This is a genomic window from Corallincola platygyrae (assembly GCF_039544265.1).
In the GTDB taxonomy this organism is placed as follows: Bacteria; Pseudomonadota; Gammaproteobacteria; order Enterobacterales; family Neiellaceae; genus Corallincola; species Corallincola platygyrae.
Map to the genome: position 1 here is coordinate 286,803 of NZ_BAABLI010000008.1, position 18,402 is coordinate 305,204.

At 49.1% G+C, this 18,402-nt stretch carries 15 protein-coding genes; 4 read left to right on the forward strand and 11 right to left on the reverse strand.

What is annotated here, in order from left to right; genetic code table 11:
• The first annotated feature begins 160 nt into the window (after positions 1-160).
• Positions 161-1,696 carry a helix-turn-helix transcriptional regulator gene (locus ABEA14_RS06945; protein WP_345339170.1) on the forward strand — a complete coding sequence of 512 codons (1,536 nt, stop codon included), beginning with the start codon at positions 161-163 and terminating at the stop codon, positions 1,694-1,696.
• A gap of 197 nt (positions 1,697-1,893) precedes the next feature.
• Entirely contained in the window at positions 1,894-5,157 is a 3,264-nt protein-coding gene (locus ABEA14_RS06950) for an alpha-amylase family glycosyl hydrolase (RefSeq protein WP_345339171.1), read from the forward strand.
• A 328-nt stretch (positions 5,158-5,485) separates the two neighbouring features.
• Here ABEA14_RS06950 and ABEA14_RS06955 read toward each other — a convergent pair whose 3' ends face one another.
• Positions 5,486-5,677 (reverse strand): MbcA/ParS/Xre antitoxin family protein, encoded by a 192-nt coding sequence (locus ABEA14_RS06955; protein WP_345339172.1) that lies wholly within the window; start codon positions 5,675-5,677, stop codon positions 5,486-5,488.
• A gap of 265 nt (positions 5,678-5,942) precedes the next feature.
• Between ABEA14_RS06955 and sstT the strand changes: the two genes are divergently transcribed.
• Positions 5,943-7,160, forward strand: coding sequence for a serine/threonine transporter SstT (gene sstT / locus ABEA14_RS06960; RefSeq protein WP_345339174.1), 1,218 nt, complete (start codon positions 5,943-5,945; stop codon positions 7,158-7,160).
• Between the two features lie 65 nt (positions 7,161-7,225).
• On the opposite strand, the gene ABEA14_RS06965 is transcribed toward sstT, so the two are convergent.
• From ABEA14_RS06965 to ABEA14_RS07010, 10 genes are all read right to left on the reverse strand, one after another.
• Entirely contained in the window at positions 7,226-9,247 is a 2,022-nt protein-coding gene (locus tag ABEA14_RS06965; RefSeq protein WP_345339175.1) for a methyl-accepting chemotaxis protein, read from the reverse strand.
• Positions 9,248-9,460: 213 nt separating this feature from the next.
• Positions 9,461-9,862: a VOC family protein gene (locus ABEA14_RS06970; protein WP_345339176.1), complete on the reverse strand. Its 402-nt coding sequence runs from the start codon at positions 9,860-9,862 to the stop codon at positions 9,461-9,463.
• Positions 9,863-9,994: 132 nt separating this feature from the next.
• Positions 9,995-11,032, reverse strand: coding sequence for an acyltransferase family protein (locus tag ABEA14_RS06975; RefSeq protein ID WP_345339177.1), 1,038 nt, complete (start codon positions 11,030-11,032; stop codon positions 9,995-9,997).
• Between the two features lie 80 nt (positions 11,033-11,112).
• Positions 11,113-12,078, reverse strand: coding sequence for a M61 family metallopeptidase (locus ABEA14_RS06980; RefSeq protein ID WP_345339178.1), 966 nt, complete (start codon positions 12,076-12,078; stop codon positions 11,113-11,115).
• Positions 12,079-12,107: 29 nt separating this feature from the next.
• Positions 12,108-12,875, reverse strand: a complete 768-nt coding sequence (locus ABEA14_RS06985; RefSeq protein WP_345339179.1) for a type 1 glutamine amidotransferase — start codon at positions 12,873-12,875, stop codon at positions 12,108-12,110.
• 61 nt (positions 12,876-12,936) lie between these two features.
• Positions 12,937-13,362: a secondary thiamine-phosphate synthase enzyme YjbQ gene (locus ABEA14_RS06990; RefSeq protein WP_345339180.1), complete on the reverse strand. Its 426-nt coding sequence runs from the start codon at positions 13,360-13,362 to the stop codon at positions 12,937-12,939.
• Positions 13,359-13,823, reverse strand: coding sequence for a chemotaxis protein CheX (locus tag ABEA14_RS06995; protein ID WP_345339181.1), 465 nt, complete (start codon positions 13,821-13,823; stop codon positions 13,359-13,361). The genes ABEA14_RS06990 and ABEA14_RS06995 overlap by 4 nt, the downstream gene beginning before the upstream one ends.
• A 196-nt stretch (positions 13,824-14,019) precedes the next feature.
• A complete protein-coding gene (locus tag ABEA14_RS07000) occupies positions 14,020-14,403 on the reverse strand; it encodes a DUF3718 domain-containing protein (RefSeq protein ID WP_345339182.1) in 384 nt (127 codons plus the stop codon).
• 421 nt (positions 14,404-14,824) lie between these two features.
• A complete protein-coding gene (locus ABEA14_RS07005; RefSeq protein WP_345339183.1) occupies positions 14,825-15,109 on the reverse strand; it encodes a pyocin activator PrtN family protein in 285 nt (94 codons plus the stop codon).
• A gap of 44 nt (positions 15,110-15,153) precedes the next feature.
• Entirely contained in the window at positions 15,154-15,591 is a 438-nt protein-coding gene (locus tag ABEA14_RS07010) for a hypothetical protein (protein WP_345339184.1), read from the reverse strand.
• Positions 15,592-16,327: 736 nt separating this feature from the next.
• Here ABEA14_RS07010 and ABEA14_RS07015 point away from each other — a divergent pair.
• Positions 16,328-17,353, forward strand: a complete 1,026-nt coding sequence (locus ABEA14_RS07015) for an integrase domain-containing protein (protein ID WP_345339185.1) — start codon at positions 16,328-16,330, stop codon at positions 17,351-17,353.
• Positions 17,354-18,402: the final 1,049 nt, after the last annotated feature.

The following is an 18,402-nucleotide window of genomic DNA, read 5'->3' on the forward strand; positions in this document are numbered from 1 at the left end:
GCATTAGTAACTAACTGTGACATAAGCCAAAACAACATTGATTGACCTCCTGTCCTGTGTCTGAAAGTGTCACTATAAGGTTTGAAACGCCCTAACTAAGAGATAGGGGCAATTACAATCAGATCCATTCGACGTAAAAAGTCAGACAAAGGTAAATCAGGTGACATCAGAGAGTCAGAGCACAGAGCTATTGGTGCAGCAGCAGCTGGATTTGTCTTATCAGCACCTGCCCATTAAATCGATGGAGCTGACCCATGGGCGTTACACCTTAGACAACCTGCTGTCTCACGCAGATTACCAGTTGTTGGCCTGGCCAAACCTGGAACATGGGCTGCATGCATGGGCCCGACTTTTCACTTTGCTTACCAGCGGTATTGTTATCTCTATTCGTCACCATGGAAGTGGTCTTGCGGTTAGGTTTGAGAGCGAACAGCCGTTGCCATTGTGGTTGCTGCATCTTATCCGCGCTTTGGATTTGCGTTTGTCCGAGTTTAACCAGGAGGAATCAGAGAATTGGCAGTGGGAGTTTGTCCAGCGGGAGTGTTGGCAGGAAGCCAGTAAGCTGGGACTAACTCACTGTAGCCGGGGGAAGATGAACCAGCTATTGGTTCCCTATGCTCTGAAGCAGGCTGAGTATGGTGGTCAGCTTCCAAAGGTGCCTCAGTTACTTGATTACTATCGACAACAACTCCTCAAAGATCCCGGCCCATCGTTATCGTTGGTAGAACAGTGCAAGCAAACGTTAACCAAGGCATTGCCGCAGGTGCTGCAACTGGAGCAGCTAGCGGGTGAACTTGGCATGTCGGGCCGAAATCTGCAGCGGCAATTGAAGCTTTCCGGGGTCTCATACAGTGCCTTGTTATCGGAAGTCCGGCAGATCCAGGCGCGTGCAAGGCTGGCAGATACTGATATCTCAGTGCGCCGTTTGGCGACCGAGTTGGGGTTTTCGGAACCCAGTAACTTCATTCGTGCATTTCGCCAGCTTGAAGGCTGCTCGCCCAGTGACTATCGGAAACTGGTAAAACAACATCAAATTTCCCCCGAACATCTTCCCATTCGTTTTCTTTACGCTGAGAACCTGTTGCAAACGGAGTGGCGTAATAACCGACGGGGAGCAAGAGTTTGGATGGAGGTCAGGAACATTGCTTTTACCAAGAGTGTGGAAGTGTTGTGTGAGGATCTGGATGGGGTATGGCGTGGCTACCCAGCCAACTTTGAACGCTGGTTAGGTCCAGGGCGAGAGCTTTGGGTGAGTGGAAACATTGCAGTGTTTGATCCGCTTCGCTTTCGGTTGCAGTTTCGTGCTGATAATCGCCTGTATGTAGATGATAACAATGGCCATGGCTATGGCTTGACCGCCAAAGAGCGTTATTTGCTCGGTGAGCAGGCGATTGCGCCGCTGTCTTTGGAGCAGTTTGAATTGCCTGACGGTCAGAGAATGCTTACTGGCCGGGTTTTGACCCATAGTTACGGTGAGGACCAATTACGCGGAATCGCCAGTGACCATGCCTGGCTTGCACCGCAGGAATTTGAAGCTAAGATCTCCAACCACAATCAGCGTGGTGTCATCTGTTGGCAGTTTGCCGCTACTTTGCCACCCGGTAAGCAACTCTGGCTCCGCTTTGAGCATCATAGCGAGGAGGGACGGCTGATTGACGATAATGGTGGCGAAGGCTATCGCCCAAGAGATTTCTAAAAGATTTACCTTTCCCTAAATTGTTAACCTGATCACAACCGCTTTTTGATTGCGTAATAAGACCATGCATTTGTCGTGATATGACAATTTGTTTTGCTTGTCATGCTTTATCCTTGCTGTCGATTTATTAGGCAACCGCGATGGTGTTCGGCCGGACCAAAGCGGATTATTGGAAAACAAGCAAAGGTAAATATGCTATGAACGCCAAAAATGGATGGCTGAAGCCCAGTCTTCTAGCGCTTTCTGTGTCCGTCGCACTGCTCGGCGGTTGCTCCGATGATGACGACGATGATCCGGTCGTATGTGAGTGGCCGCAGGTCGCGAATGAAGCCCAAAATGAGTGCATCGAGGGGCGAAATCTTCATGTAGCATCACCCGACTGGCGTGATCAGATTATCTATTTTTTGATGATCGACCGTTTCAATGATGGTGACAGTTCAAATAATGACCAAGCTGGTTACTACGATCCCAGTCGAGAAAGCCACTACAGCGGGGGCGATTTAAGCGGTATTGAGGCGCGAGTTGATTACATTAAGGCGCTGGGTGCGACCTCTATCTGGATCACGCCACCAGTGGCTAATCAGTGGTGGGATCCCTTCAATCAGTTTTCCGGTTATCACGGATACTGGACCCGCAATTTTATGGCCGTCGATGAGCATTACGGCGACTTGGAAACCTATAAAAACCTGTCTCATGCACTGCATGAAAACGGCATGTATCTGATTCAGGATATTGTGGCCAACCACACCGGTAACTTCTTCCGCTATGACGGCACTTACAATCCTGACGACACAGCAGAGAACTTCACTCTAATCGCAGACAATGTTCCAGTCACCGCGCCTGTGCAGGCCCCGTTCGATCAGAATGACAGGACCAATCCAGATCACGTTGCGGCTGATATTTACCACTGGACGCCAGACATCAGTGATTTTCAGGATGAGCAGCAAGAGCTCTATTACCAACTGTCTGGCCTGGATGATCTGAATACTGAAAATCCTGCTGTACTGGCGGCGATGAAAGAAAACTATCGCTATTGGATCCAGGAAGTGGGTGTTGATGCTTTTCGCGTAGATACAGCCAAGTTTGTTGGGCACGATTTCTGGCACAGTTTCTTCCATGATGATGACGGTATTGAAGCCGCTGCAATGGCAACGGGACGTTCAGACTTCCACTATTTTGGTGAAGTATTTGAAGCGTCCGATCCTTTGATGAATAACGGTGAGCTGAAGCTAGCTAGTTATGAGGGAACGGCAGAACGCCCAGAATTTAAATCACTGATTGGCTTCCCGCTCTACTCTGAATTGAGTCGTGTTTTTGCTGAAGGCCAGCCCAGTGAGTTCCTGAGTTACCGCCTTGACCAACATATGACGGCATACCAGAACCCTTGGATCGTGCCCAACTTTGTGGATAACCATGACGTTGCCCGTTTCCTGTCGAAGGGCTCGCTGCCGGGACTTAAGCAGGCGCTGACGACCATTCTGACTATCCCAGGTATTCCAGTGATCTGGCAGGGCACAGAGCAGGCACTGAATGAACCGCGTCAGGCGATGTTTGCCGGTGGTTATCTGAGTGACGAAGACCAGTTTGATATGGAATCAGAGATGTTCCAGTTTATTGCTGAGCTGGCCCAGATCCGTACCTCAAACCCTGTCTTCACCCGCGGTGATATGACCATGCTGGCGGACAACGTCGCGGCGCCTGGCGTACTGGCTTATCAGCGTAGTTATGAGGGGCAAAACGCCTTTATTATTTTCAATACGGCAGACAATGCCACCTTGGTAAATGGTCTCGATACCGGCCTGCCAAATGGCACAGTGCTGACTCTTTTAGCCGGTGAAAACCACAGTGAAAATGTCACTGTTGGCTTTGATGGCAAAGTGACTATGTCACTGGATCCTCGTGCAGCACTGGTATTGATGCAATCTACCGAAACCGGTGATGTCGCGCCGGGCGATCAGATGGTTACCGTGAATGAAGATATTGATGGTACGACATTAACTGAAAACACTCTGCTGACAGGATCTGTGACTGCGGCTAACAGCGAACTACTGCTGGTCGTTGACGGTAATCTGGATATGGCGATACCAGTGACTGCTGACGGTAACGGTGATTGGCAGACGGTGATCCCGGTTGAAAACTTCGTTGCCGGTGTCAGTCAGCACCAAGTGGAAGTGTTTGCTGAAGACCTGATGGTGGCCAGCGAGCAGATTCGTTTTACCTCTGATGTCGCGCCAACAGGTGTTGAAGTTTCCCAAGACGATTTGCTGGATGATGATAACGGTCCGAACGGCGGTTACACCTATCCACAGGATGAAAGCTACAGCCGACAGCAGGATATTGAGCAGGTGTCCTTGCTGGCCTCTGGCAGCAACCTGACTGTGACACTGAAAATGCAAGAGATCACCCAGACTTGGAACCCAACCAACGGCTTTGATCATGCATCCTTGCACCTGTTCTTTGACCTGCCAGGTCAGGAAGGTTTGACAGTATTACCTGAGTTGAATGCTGCGGCACCGGCTGACTTTAGCTGGAACCTAGCGCACCGTGTGTATGGTTGGAACAACCTGATGTACGGCACCGAAGGCGCTGATGCCGATACTCGTGGTGAAAACCTGGGTTTTGCTCCGACGGTAGAAGTAGATGCTGAAGCACGCACTATTTCATTCAGCTACGACGGTAATGCACTAGGAGTTGCTGACTGGACCGATGCTAAGGTTTATGCCGCCACTTGGGATATAGACGGCATTTCGGACAGCCTGCGTACACTTAGCCCTGCAGGTGCGCAATGGGAATTCGGTGGCGGTGAAGCTAGTGAGCCGAAGATCATGGATGACATTGAGCCTATCACTGTGCCTTTTGCCGGCGTGCGAGTGGACGATGCAACAGGCGATGAAGCCTACAGCTATCCGCAGGATGAGAGTTATGGCCAACAACAGGACATAGTTCAGGCATCCGCCAGCGCCAATGGCAGTAATATTACATTGACTGTGAAAATGGCAGAGGTGACGGATACCTGGAATCCCACCAATGGCTTTGACCATGTCAGCTTTACAATCTTCATTGACGTAAATGAAGGTGAAGGTGCCACTGTGATGCCAAAGCTCAATGGCAGTGTACCGGATGGCATGCAGTGGGACGTGATGACACGTAGCTACGGCTGGAACAATGCCGCATACAGTGCCGAAGGCGCCACTGCGGATGAGTGGGGTGCGCCAGTGGCGCAAGCGCCAGCGATTAGTGTGAACAAAGAAGCGGGTACCATCACCTTCCAGTTCAGCGCTGCTATGTTGGGCAATCCGCTGAGTGTTGATGGCGCGCAAATCTATATTACGACCTGGGATATCGATGGCATCTCAGATAGCTATCGCAGCATCTCAACGGAAGACGCACAGTGGGAGTTTGGCGGCGGTCAGCCGACGGATACCAAGGTGCAGGACGATGTAATGATTAGCCTCCCTTAGTTGTTTGATTAGCGATTAGCTAGCTTACAACTTTTCGTGTAGGGCCCGCTTACGCGGGCCTTTTTTATACCCACTACGCTTCGCGGGGCACGCTGTGTACAGGAAGTACGGTATGACGCGGGTGCACGGATGCACAGGAGCGGCGATGTACAGGAAGTACGGTATGACGCGGGTGCATGGTACCCAAAACACTGCGTGGGGCATGCCAATGCACAGGAGCGTTGATACCCACTACGTTTCACTGGGTGAGCTTTAACGCGGGAGTAAAGTTTGCTTCATCTTTACCCCCTCTCCAGAGGGAGAGGGTTGGGGTGAGGGGAGCTAGTCGCTAGCGACTAGCGGCCAATATGGTGCTGGAAATCTGGTTTAGGTAGCGCTCAACCATTGAGCTGCCCTCTTGGGTTGCAGCCACAACTTCAGGGGTTTTGCCTGCAAAATGTGGGTTCTCTTTCTGCCACCAACGTGCTGCCAGATCGGCATCGCCAAGGATTTGAATTGCAAGCTTTTCGAGTCGTTTCATACGGTTTTCTTCGACAGGCTTATTGGGCTGTCGGCTCTCTGTTGGTTGTTATTCAAGACCAGCGACACTGAGAGCTTCCCTGACAGATACCCTGCTTAAAGTAAGGCAAAAATAGGTGTCGATGGCGCGGCCAGCATATTACACCATGACCAGCATTTGTGCAGTGCCAGATCAAACTAGCAGCCGGTATCGCTGGACAGCCTCCATTATCAATTGCTAAAACCTCAGCCTTTAATTTCCAGAGCCTGAATGGCAAAGGGTGAGAATGACGACACAAACCTCCCTCGTTAAAAAACTGATGAGTGGTAGCCTGGTGCTACAGATCCTTGTCGGGATTATTGCAGGTATTGCGCTTGCTGCGGTATCAACCCAAGCGGCGTTGAGTGTCGCATTTCTTGGCTCTCTGTTTGTCAGTGCCTTGAAAGCGGTTGCTCCGGTATTGGTGTTTGTTCTGGTCGCCTCGTCTATCGCCAACCAGAAGAAAGGTGAACACACCAATGTGCGGCCCATACTACTGCTGTATGTGATCGGTACGTTCTCGTCTGCGCTTGTGGCGGTGACACTTAGCTTCCTGTTCCCAACTACCTTGGCTTTAACAGCGCCGGAAGCGGCAATGGCTCCTCCTGGAGGTATTGTCGAGGTACTCAATACCTTGCTGTTTAAGGTGGTAGATAATCCCATTAATGCGATTCTGACCGGTAACTTTATTGGCATTCTGGCATGGGCTGTGGCGTTGGGGCTTGCTTTGCATAAAGCGGCTGACAGCACCAAGCAGATGTTCCATGACGTGTCGGAGAGCGTCACCTTAATCGTAAAAATGGTGATTCGCTTTGCACCTCTGGGTATCTTTGGTTTGGTGGCCAACACCATCGCAGAAACCGGTTTTGATGCGTTGGCGGATTATGGACGCCTGCTTGCTGTGCTGCTTAGCGCCATGTTGATAATTGCATTGGCGGTTAATCCGCTGATTGTTTTTGTGAAAACAGGTAAAAACCCATATCCACTGGTGTTTATGTGCCTTCGCGAGTCTGGCGTAACTGCATTCTTTACCCGTAGCTCAGCGGCTAACGTACCCGTTAACTTGGGCCTGTGTGATCGCCTGAAACTGCACGAAGATACTTATTCAGTATCTATCCCGCTGGGTGCCACCATTAACATGGCGGGTGCCGCGATCACCATTACCGTATTGACATTGGCAGCGGTGAATACCGTGGGTGTGGAAGTGGATATCTGGACTGCATTATTGCTCAGTATTGTTGCTGCCGTTTCCGCCTGCGGCGCATCCGGTGTTGCGGGTGGTTCCTTACTGCTTATCCCACTGGCGTGCAGCCTGTTTGGTATCTCCAACGATGTAGCAATGCAGGTGGTTGCTGTGGGATTTATTATTGGTGTGGTTCAGGATTCAGCGGAAACCGCGTTGAATAGTTCTACCGACGTCGTCTTTACCGCAGCCGCCTGTAATCAGACCGAAGTGCCCAAGTAACTCTGAACTTGGATAGAAAAAAAGCCGCATGAAGCGGCTTTTTTTGTTTGAGCATTACCGGGCTGTTAACTAAATACACCAATTGACTGATTTAAGTGCTTGGCCACATTGGCCAGATCTGAAGCAGAGGCACTGACGGTATTGGCATCTTCGGCACTTTGAGTCGATTTATCCAATAACTGCTGTTGCATCTTAGTCAGTGACTCCGTCACTGTGCATTGCTCTTCCACAGAGGCGGCAATGGAGGTGAGCTGTTCCGCAATTGCGCTGATGTTTTCTGAAAGCTGACTGAGCGCATCGTTCGCTTCAGCGGCCTGAGACTCTGTTGTGACAGCTTGTTGCTGCGCCTCACTGACCTGGCTTACCGTGGTTTGCGCGTTGCGCTGTAGTGAATCAACAATCTCGGTGATCCGTGCCGTGGAATCCTGCGTTTGTTGTGCCAGCTGTCGTACCTCGTCAGCCACCACCGCGAAGCCGCGTCCCTGTTCTCCCGCTCGTGCAGCTTCAATGGCGGCGTTGAGTGCCAACAGGTTGGTTTTTTCAGCGATGCCAGTAATGATCTCTACCACTTTTCCAATATCCTCGGCACTGACATGCAGGGCATCGACACTCTGACTCGCTTCAGCGAGCTGAGATTGCATGTCGTTGGCGGCATGGTGCATCTGCGCCACCTTGTCTGACACGAGATTGGTGGAGGAGTCCACTTCTGTCGACGCCAATGCAGAGTTTTCTACACGGGTGGCAACTTCATCAAAAGAAGCGCTCAGTTGCTCGGCAGCAGAGGCGATCTGTATACACTGATCCTTCACTTCGCCTGCCACTTCCTGCTGCTGCATTGCCAACTTATTGATATGGTGGGAAGAATTATCAACACGACCTACCGAATCTCTAACGCCGTGGATCAACCCGGTCATGTTCTCCGCCATCGCATGAACCGAGCTTGCCATTCGATGAACTTCGTTGCGAGACCGCTCTACTGAGGTGACTTTCAAGTTACTGATTTTACCCAGCCCAATCTGTTCCAGGATCTTACTAAGTCCCTGCAGTGACCCCAGAGAGCGTTGCAGAACAAAACCACCGATGACAGTAATGATAAGGATCCCCAGTGTTGCGACCCAGAATGTGGTGACAGCAACGCCCCATGAGGCAAAGGTAAATTCTTTCTCAAATGATCCACCAAGCAGGTAGAGGTTCCAGCCATCTACTTTTCTAAATGCAGCCAGTCTGGCACTTGATTCGCCTGACTTGTCCTGCTGGAAGTATCTGATGGTGCCATTGCCCTCTTTGAGGAGGTTTTGGTAAGGGTAGTTGCCCTGATCATCGAGGTAGTTAAGTAGATTGGTACCGGCTTTCATCGTGGGATGCTGAACTATCATGCCGCGATGGTCGGTGACATAGAGGTGTCCGGTTTTGGCAATGATAATAGCCGCCAGGTCGTCCATGGTTTGTTTGACGATTGGCGTAATATCGACACCGACATACAGGATGGCAACGGTTTCACCACCATGGCGGATGGGGCGGTATTCGGCAATATAATCTTTACCAAACAGCTGGGCGTGACCAACGTAGCTTTGACCTTTTATCAATTGTTCATAACCCGGGTGTTGTGTTCCCAGCCAGGTTCCGTAGGCTCGGCTGCCATCTTGCTTTCGAAGTGATGTGGATACGCGGAGAAAATCCTGACCCTGGCGAATAAAGATAGTCGCTGTGGCTCCTGTGGCCTGAGTAAAGCTATCCGGCACAGAGAAGTCGTTATTAATCGTTTTGCCCAGCGCTGTCGCGACGGGTACCTGGTGGCCGTTAACCACCGTTCGGTCGCTGGTGATCTTGATGTCACCACCAAGGTAGCTGTCCAACACATCCCCCAAACTACCTACCATCATCTCCAATGCCTGAAACTGGGTTTGAAGTAGCTGGTCAGCGGTTTGCAGTTGAGTCTCTAGCCCTTGCTGTGCGGTTTCCTGCAGTGCGGATGCAGCGCCTCGATAGTTGAGCCAACCACCGATAGAAAACACCAGAAACAGGAGTAGCAGTAGGACAGATGCAAGCTGAAATTTGATCGTGAGCTTATGGAAAGCCATTGCCATGATAACGTCCTTTGTCAGTAGAGAATTCCAATGTGTATGTCAAAAAATTTAACAGCTATTTTAGTGTGGGTAATTGAAGAATACGTATTCTGAGATCCAAATAGGATTTTGAGATGCAACTTAATGAAAATCTGTTATCTGAGTGTTGCTGATGAACTGTAAATAGAGGCCTTTAAAACCGTTTGCTTTCGGTTTTCAGGCCTCGTTTCTGGACTAACAGTGTGTTTTCTCAAAATAAGAAATAATTGAAAGTATTGCGCCCTGAGGATCCTGGATAACGCTGAATCGACCAACATCAGGAATGTCTCTGGGTGGAATCAAAACTTTTCCGCCCAGCGCTGCAACTTTTGAGGCCATTGCATTGGTGTCATCGACAGTGATGTAGTTGCCCCAATGAGGTGGCGCGCCTTCTGCTTCCGGTGGCAGTGTCATTAGTCCACCAAATTGAATATCGGCATTTTTAAGCAGGGTGTAGGTCATGCCTTCCATGGGCACATCTTCCATTTGCCAACCAAATAGCTCGCCATAGAAGGCTTTTGCAGCTTCGGTGTCAGTGGTCATCAGCTCAAGCCAGCTGGGCGCGCCATGGGTGTCAAACGGGTTGTAATCGCTCATAAATAGGTCCTTGCTGTGTTATGTCATCGGTGACTGGAGAGTGAAACAGCACAGCAAGTATGGGCTAAGAATAAAAAAGTGCCCTCGAACAAAGGGCACTTTTTATTTACTCATAATAACAAAGGGGAGTGTTTACCAACCAATCAGGTAACGGCTGCGTTTGCCCATCAGTTTTTTGATCCCCATGGCAATGAGCATACTGATAAGGGTGATAACTAAGGTAAGCAGTACCGCAGTTACCCAACCGCCATATTGCTGGATCCCTAACAGATCCGGTTCGTCGAAAATCATCCACCAAGGGGTAGTTATCCAAGGGTGGATAAAATAGATAGCAAAGCTGGTATCAGCGAGTTGAGGGAAAAGAGGGATCTCTTTTTCGCCAAGCTTGTTCAGTAACGCCATGATTGCCAGGCTAAGTGCTAACTTTTGCAACAGCATCAGATCCGGCGGGCCCGGTTCAAATGCGGCTTTATTCATCGGGCCGGCTTCAAGAAAAGCACTTTGAATAAAGGCCAGTGCAATAGCTACCACCAGCAACAACCACCAGTATCTATCCATCCAAGGGAAGGCTTTGTCCCTGTGAGCTGATACCCAGATGCCGATCAGATAGATGGGAAGAAAATAGACTAAAGATTGGATCGCATTCAGGTTCCCGATTGGGCGGTGCACATACACTGCTACGATCAGCAACGGAATGGCGGTATATATCACCCAACCTTTGTTGGTGAGCCATTTAAACACCGGACAAAGCGCAAACAACATCATGCCCATCGGTATGTACCAGTAGGCGGTGAGTGTTCGTCCTGTAATAACGTACCAGCCCGCAGCGAGTGCCGGGTTGTCGATGCCAGCCAGTTCTTGATGGAACATCGGCCCTTCGCTGCTGGTGAGATGCCAGATGATCCAAGGTAGGGATAGCAACAGGTAGGGTAACAGTACAAATTTGCACTTGTTGCCGAAGTATTTGCCAAATCCGCGGCGGTGGTGGAACACGTGGTGGAACAGAAACCCTGAGATGAATACAAAGAATACGGTGCCGTTCATCATCAGGTTGAAGAGCGCACCTTCGGTGACGGTATCGATTTCCCAGCCCGCCATTCGGTAGACATGGGCAAAAACAATAAACAGGATCGCCATGCCCCGAAACTGATTAATACTGTTGAGAAACATCTAACCTCTCTCTACTTGGCAAGCTTTAATTGTTGCGGGCCCATTTAACCATAGGCTATCTGGCTAATTCTATGATGCAGTTAGTCGCTTTCTGATAGATCAAACAGTAACTTGTGGCGTCGTTGGCGTAGCTCTTCACTGTCATTCAGCACCAGCTTGCCACCGTAGAGGTCCAATCCTAACCATTGGTATTCTGAAGTGAGGTCGGGAAAGGTGTCTTGATCGATAATCTTTTTGTAGGTGTCTGAAAAAATTGTGCTTTGGCTGAGTCGATCAAATTCAGTGATCATTTTAGGGCCTGTCCAGCGCCTGTCCTGCATACGGCAGCATAGTTGAAAAGTGGCCAACACATTGCTCACTGAATGGCGGCTGTTGGCTTTTTGCAATGCAACGTCGACCATCAAAAAGTAAGCTGCGCCAGACCAATAAACTCGCTTGTAGCTGCCAGTGGACCACATGGATTCGCTAAGTTCTCGCAGTGGCCGTTGCTGTCTTAAAGCATCCTGCAAACCTCTTTGAAAACCTGCATGCATCTCCTGCCAGACTTGAGATTCAGTCAATATCTTTTGGCGTCCCCGCAACATATTTTGAAAATAGCTTGCCAGTCCTTCAGATAACCAGATGTCATCGTGGCCGGGAAAGGGGATCAGCAGGTGACTGAACTCATGCATGCCGGTCCAATCCCGTTGAAATGCATCGAGCGGGTAATTGGCATTGACGTAAAAGGTGATCCCTTCAATGCCATCTCGGTTTATCTGTCCCCATGGGACAGGCCCCTGTCCGTAGCTAGCTTTGCTCACCTCGATACGGGTCTGGGGGATCGGGAATGTACCAGAGATCAAACTGACCCCATGAGCCGTTTGATTGATCCATTGGGTCAGCTTTTCTTTTTGGGAAGGGGTGAAACGTGTGTCCAGTGCCAGGGTAAAGGTTGTGCCCGCCAAAGGGTAAGTTTGTTCACGATGCTCGGCTGCTTTAGTTGCCGTGAAGAGAGAGCTACCGAACAAAACCAGTGCAATCGCGACGTTGCGGGAGGTCATTTTCATCGTGAATAATCCAAGCCTGATGATGCTGTCTATTCTGACCTACTCGCCGCCATAACTACACGATCAATAAATTTTTTCAGTAGGTGATTGGACTCTGGTGTTTCTACCGCACTCTGCAATACCTGCTGCAGGTGGCCGTCGCCCTTGGTGTATTTGTGTGCGTAGAGCGTCAGCCGTTCCACCAACACCTTCCTGTCTACCTCTGGGTGAAATTGTGTTGTCCAGAACGGGGCTCCGTCAACCTTGAAGCTGTGACTGCACACTTCAGTTTCTGCCAGCAAAGTACAACCCTCGGGGATCTGCGGGGCGCGTTCTCTGTGCACCGATACCGCCATAAAGGGGTTGGGTGTGTCGTGAAACAAAGGATCATCTTTTGCCGTGTCAGTTAGCGAGATGGGTAAGGTGCCCATTTCGTAATCCGATTCATCTCTGATAACTGTACCGCCGAGTGCTGTCACTGCTAACTGGTGACCAAAGCAGCTACAGAATGTGGGTTTTCCGATCTTAATGCAGTATCGCAACAGGGCTTCAGCATCCGGAACAAAGGGATAATCGATCGGCTCCAGTACACTGGCGTCAGAGGAGCCTCCAACAAAAACAGCATCGAATGGATCCACCACCTCTGGTTCAAAGTGTGGTCGGTCAAAAACGTTCAGTATCGATATCTGTTGCTCTTCCAGCCCTGAAAAACTCGCAAAACTGGTTAACTCCTCAAGCCGAGTGACGCTGTCATTGCGGATCTGAAGCAAGAGCACACGAAGCTTGCTTTTGGGTTTGGCTTTTTGGCGGTGGGGCATATCGATAGCGTGGTTCGGTTTAGGTTATTTGCAGTGATAACACGATTATCAAGCGATCAGATCAGTCGGTACCCTGCAATGTGACCAATATCCTGCGACTGCCACCATGATCTCTGTGCTCACCCAGGTAGATCCCTTGCCATGTCCCAAGAGCTAATCTGCCATTTTGTATTGGTATCGAGATGCTGCTGCCCAGCAGGCTTGCTTTGATGTGAGCGGGCATATCGTCATCGCCTTCGTAGGTGTGCTGGTAATAGCTGGCGCGTTCGGGAACGTAGTGATTGAAATGAGACTCCATATCGGTGCGTACCGTAGGGTCTGCATTTTCGTTAATGGTTAGGGAGGCAGAGGTGTGTTGTATAAAGAAGTGTGAAAGCCCGATGGATAAGTCCGCTAGTTCAGGCAACTGGGAAATAAGTTCATCGGTAACTAAATGAAAGCCGCGAGAACGCGGCTTTAGATTTATCGTTTTCTGTTGCCAGATCATTTATCGAAACAAACTTCGATATGGGCATTACCAAAGTCAGAGGTGAATGGCATGATCAATTTGGCGCCATCTGATTTGTGGCTGATGGTGTGCCCTGTACCAGATACAACGACTGGGGTCGCCATATCAAAATCGTAGCCTTTTTCGCCCAAGATAAGCTTTGCACCACCGGTAACCATATTGGTGATCTCACCGACCATGTCGGTGACTTCTTCGTTGATCTCATTAGGACGTTCGCCAAGCATACGTTGCATCACTTCCAGCGCCAACGCTGCGTCAAAGGTGATAGACAGTGAGCCTTTGGTTTGTGGGCCGACCATACCGATCAGGCCGCTGACATCGCCTTGCGCCTTTTCATCTTTCTTCAACCGTGGCTTACCTGGAGTAAGTTCGAGCGAAGCCATGGTGGAGAGCACGTTATTTAGCGACTCTAAAAACGGGTTGATAAATTCTACATTCATAGGAAAAGGGGCCTTGATGCTCCGATAGCTTGCCAGCAGCTGCTAACTGGCTGGTACAGTTAATTTTATTCTATCCGCTAAATGGGGTGACGCAACTTGCAATCGGCGCTTAAGCGAGGAATAGGGCAAAAAAGTGAGCTGGATGCGGTGTAAGAAGAAAAAGCAGGCGTTTGGCCTGCTTAAAAAAACATCAAAGTCAGAGTCTGCGGCGGATCTCTTTTAGAATAGGGGAATCTTTGTAACCGTTAAATTCACCCCAGGATAAAACCATATATCCATCAGGCCCCGCATCATTGAGCATTTCATCAGGCAGTTTTTCTACCAGATACTTGCCAGCATTGTAAGCATGACGCTCAAGCGCGAACTTCAATAAGCTACGGCCATTGCACTGTACTTCCTGATATACCTTGGGTAGCCGCACTTTGTATTTTCGCAGGGTCTTTTTAATTTTCTTGGCATCGTCCTCGGCAACACCGTAACACAAGCCTTCGGCCACTTTGATATCAAAGGCCGACACAGAGAAGGAAACGCTCAAACCGCACAGGCTGAGAAAGAGGGTCAATGCAAAACGCCACAACATGATCTACTCCCTTGAAATCACTGCATTGCGAAGAAGCATTCACTCTAACAATGGCGTGATGATGATCAAGAAAATTACAAAATTGTGACGTCTTGATAACAGTTTCTGAGAGATTTGACCGCTTAACCCTGAGTGCTGAGCTTCGGGTCAGTCGAACAAAGACTATTTGCTTCATGCAAATGGTACAATGCGGAGGAGTTACTCCTGCTTACTTGTTTGTGCTATGCCTGCAAAACCTTTATCTCGCCGCTTTAGTGTGGCGCCCATGCTCGATGGGAGAGATAGCGTCTTTTACTAGTTGTTATTGTTGAATATTTTGTCCACGTGTGATGTCTGTGGGACCCTATTGGGACCCCGTGCTTGTGACAAAAGAGCAGAAACACGCTGTATTCCTACCCCTTCATCTTCTGAACCGTCAGCTTTATGAGTAATCGGTATTCATAGCTTTAAACTCGGCTTTCGATTCCTTACTTAAGGACTCGAGCCATTCCGCTAGGTGCTCAAGATTGACGAATTTCGGGCTTTTTTGACTGCTTCCCAATTGAATCACGGGAAAGGGTAGTTGGCCAGCAGCCGCTTTCCTAGCGGCTACGCGGGGGCTAAGCCCTAGAAGATCGTTGGCGATCTTATCCAGTTCGACCAAAGGCGCGCCATAGGTCATTAATAATCCTGCTTTTAGAAACATTTGCTGGGCCTGCATATTCATTGATTGGTCCCCTTCTATGTCTCCAATTTTTGGTTCTTCACTTTTTATTGTCGAACTTCGCGCTCAGCGTCTTTTAGCGACGCCAGAGTGAGACTCAAACGCCAGCTTAAATCTGTGTCGTACCTAGATACAGGGGTGACGAGAGAGCTCAAGTGCGTCGTTTTTTTTTCAAGGCCGCTGCCTAACCGTGAGATAGGAACCCCGTGGGGTAGTGCGATCACCAATCTAGTTGAAAAGCCTCTAACAACATCATCAAATTCAATAATGGTCGGTATATCTGAAGCGCCGAATTTGAGCCCCATATTGTCAAAATGCCGCTGCCAGTTGTTGCCAAGCAAGGGCAGTTCAATCGTTGTTACACCTTTTCCGATGACTATAATGCCCACCAATCTGCCATCACTAGCCAGACGCAGTTCACCAGCGTGCTCCAAACACAGTTCATTGGCTGACAATTGTTGCTTCACAGTTTGAAAAATAATCATAAGTAATCCCATCGATTTGAGCCAAGATCAGGGATATTGACCTTGGCGATTTGAGGAACTTTTGATTTTTAGTGCAAACGGAATCCAAACAAATGGGGCGTTCGGTTTGTCCAACTGACTGTGTTTGTCACAAACATCTTACTAGCCCCCGCTGGCCTTGTAGGGCTGAAGGCGCTATCTTGAAGAGGAATCTTTAATGCCTTTCACAGGCATCTCGCCCTCCAGGGCTTTTATCTATCTCATTGCAAAGCAGGCAAACGGTACTGCGGCGCAAGGGGACACTACTTCCAAAATTCAGAAACTAAACTCTCCGGAGTGCTGGACAGTTAGTCCAACAATGGAGCTGCTAAATTTTGCCGCTCTTAAATTTCATTTCTTTGGTTTTTACCACTGACATCTGTACTGCTCTCGTTAAAGAGCTATTGCTACATAACCCAGTTGTTTACTTATGCCGTCTCCACAGAGACGGATCGAAAAATCTCTCTGCAACCCATATATAACAAGGGGTTTGCACCCAAATACTTCAACGAAACGACAGATCGCTTTGCGACAAATTAGCAGCCAATAACGCCCGATATGAAATTGGTTTTAGCATTCAGGGAATGTCGTCGTCACACAACACATCACAGATCACCCTCGCCGGCGGGTTCAGCCGAGTTCTCACTAAACCCAATGGCCACGAGCCATAGCGTAACCAGAATCTGTCTCAACAAACTCATCCTTCTAGGAGATTGAAATGATCAAACCACCATTTAATTCATCTAAAAATTATGGTTTTGGAAGAGCCGCTCTAAATGCCGCTAAGCGAGCTCTTAAACGTGCAAAGGGTCGACGTTTTGGAACATTGGCGTCGCACACCGATCGATTTTCAAAGTTTTGGTATTGGGCGAAAACAAAGCACAAAGTGGCCGATTTGTCCGATATAAATATGGAGATTATTTACAACTACGCCGGCTACCTTAGGCAGCGTATTGAACGCAACCAGTTGAAGATTACCTACGGTCATAACCTTTTGAGTTCAGTCAATGTGGTGTATTCATGCCTGGGTCAAGAACACCGGATCTTTATCAAACCTTCGAAGGCGTTGGGGCGACGGCAACGCATTCGAACGAAGCCGCCACGATTGGATAGTGAGGGATTACAAACTGTATTTGATGACATGGTTGCAGAGGGCTTCGAGCGTGAACAGATTTGCTTAGAGCTCAGCGACACCTTTGGCTTGAGACGACGCGAAGCGTGTTTACTCAATTGCAGGTTATCAGTACGCCAGGCTCTGAGGCTTGGAAAAGTCCGTATCACCAAAGGCACCAAAGGTGGGCGAGGAACAAACAACCGGGTTCAACGTTGGGTTGAAGTTGATGAATCGGGTCTTCAGCTATTGCTGAGGGCGTCATCAATACAGGGCAAAGAGGAGAATCTTGTACCGATCGATCTATCCCTTATACAGTTCTTTCGCCGTATAAGAGTTGCGCGTCAGCGCTTTCTGTCTCCTGCTGGATTAGGGCATCAGCAGGATAGAAGAGCGGCTTACGCATGTCGGAAATTCAAAAATCTTGCCGGGGTGTCAGCCCCAGTGTTTGGCAAGGAGGAGGTTGTTGAAAAAAACTTATTAGAGTCATCGACGGCAACCCTAACTGCCGAATTGGGACATGGTCGTAAAGAGGTGCTTTCAAGTTACATAGGCTCACTGGCAAAGTTGAAGCGGGAGGATAACGATGAACACGCCTTAATTTTCAGGTTTTTAGGATGCGCACGCACTTGAGCCACCGACTTACAGGAAATCCAGCGACTAAAAAGAGAACTATCAGAGATGCCGAACAAGCGGCGCTGCACATTTATCAACGCTTTGGCCAATTTCCTGAGGCTTGGCAAGTCAAACATCTAAGATCATTCCTGCAATCATTCAACACCCCCACAACTGCGTACGATAAATGGCGAAGTGTCATCCGCATATGCGAAGCAAGTGACAAGCCTCACTGGATACCACTGCTTAGAGGGCATTGGTGCAGTAAGCAATCTGACTAGACAAACTTGTTAACGGCCCAGTGATCTTCTGGCGTCATGTTCTTGTTCGACAACACCCTTTTCATTCAACTCGCCTACTGGCGCATCGTTGAGGAAGCCCCCGTTTATGGCCTACAGGAGCCGACCTTAGCGCTGCAATCAGCCGATGTTTTGTATGCCTGCAATTACGACCTGGTCAACATATCTGAGGGGCGCCAAGTGCAACTGTATGAAGAGGGACTCCAAGTAAGTCCTCCCGAAGTCTCTCTGTGTTTGGTTTCGTATGTAGATAACTAAGTGCCAATGGAGATCGTCCATGACATATTTGCGACGCTTAAATTTGGTGGAGTAGAAACTGATGTAGCCCAGCGACCTGACATGGCCATAGGGAAATTAGTCACCAAATTGCCAGCGAGGGGCATTCTTGCTGGAACGGGTGAGCAGGATTCTTTGAAACTATCGGAATAGGGCGGAGTAACGGCTTGGCTGCAACAGAGAACAATTGACTGATTTTTTTGGGGGGGGTGAAAGACAACTGAGTTTGATAACTCTTTGAATTGTTGTAAATCAAGTTAAACAAAAATGAAAACTGGTTGTTATTGCAGCATAAGTTGTACATGTTGTAGTATGCGCTCAAACAAACGGTGCCTAATGGAGTTGTAGGTGTCGAAGTTCCTGTCCCCCTCCCGCCGTTCTCGGCAAACCAGGGCTCAGCAAGGAAGTCGAGCGCATAAACATCTCCTCCTAATGACTTAGGCACAATTTTATGGATAAGCCCTCAACTTAACTGTTGTTTTGGGAGCATGG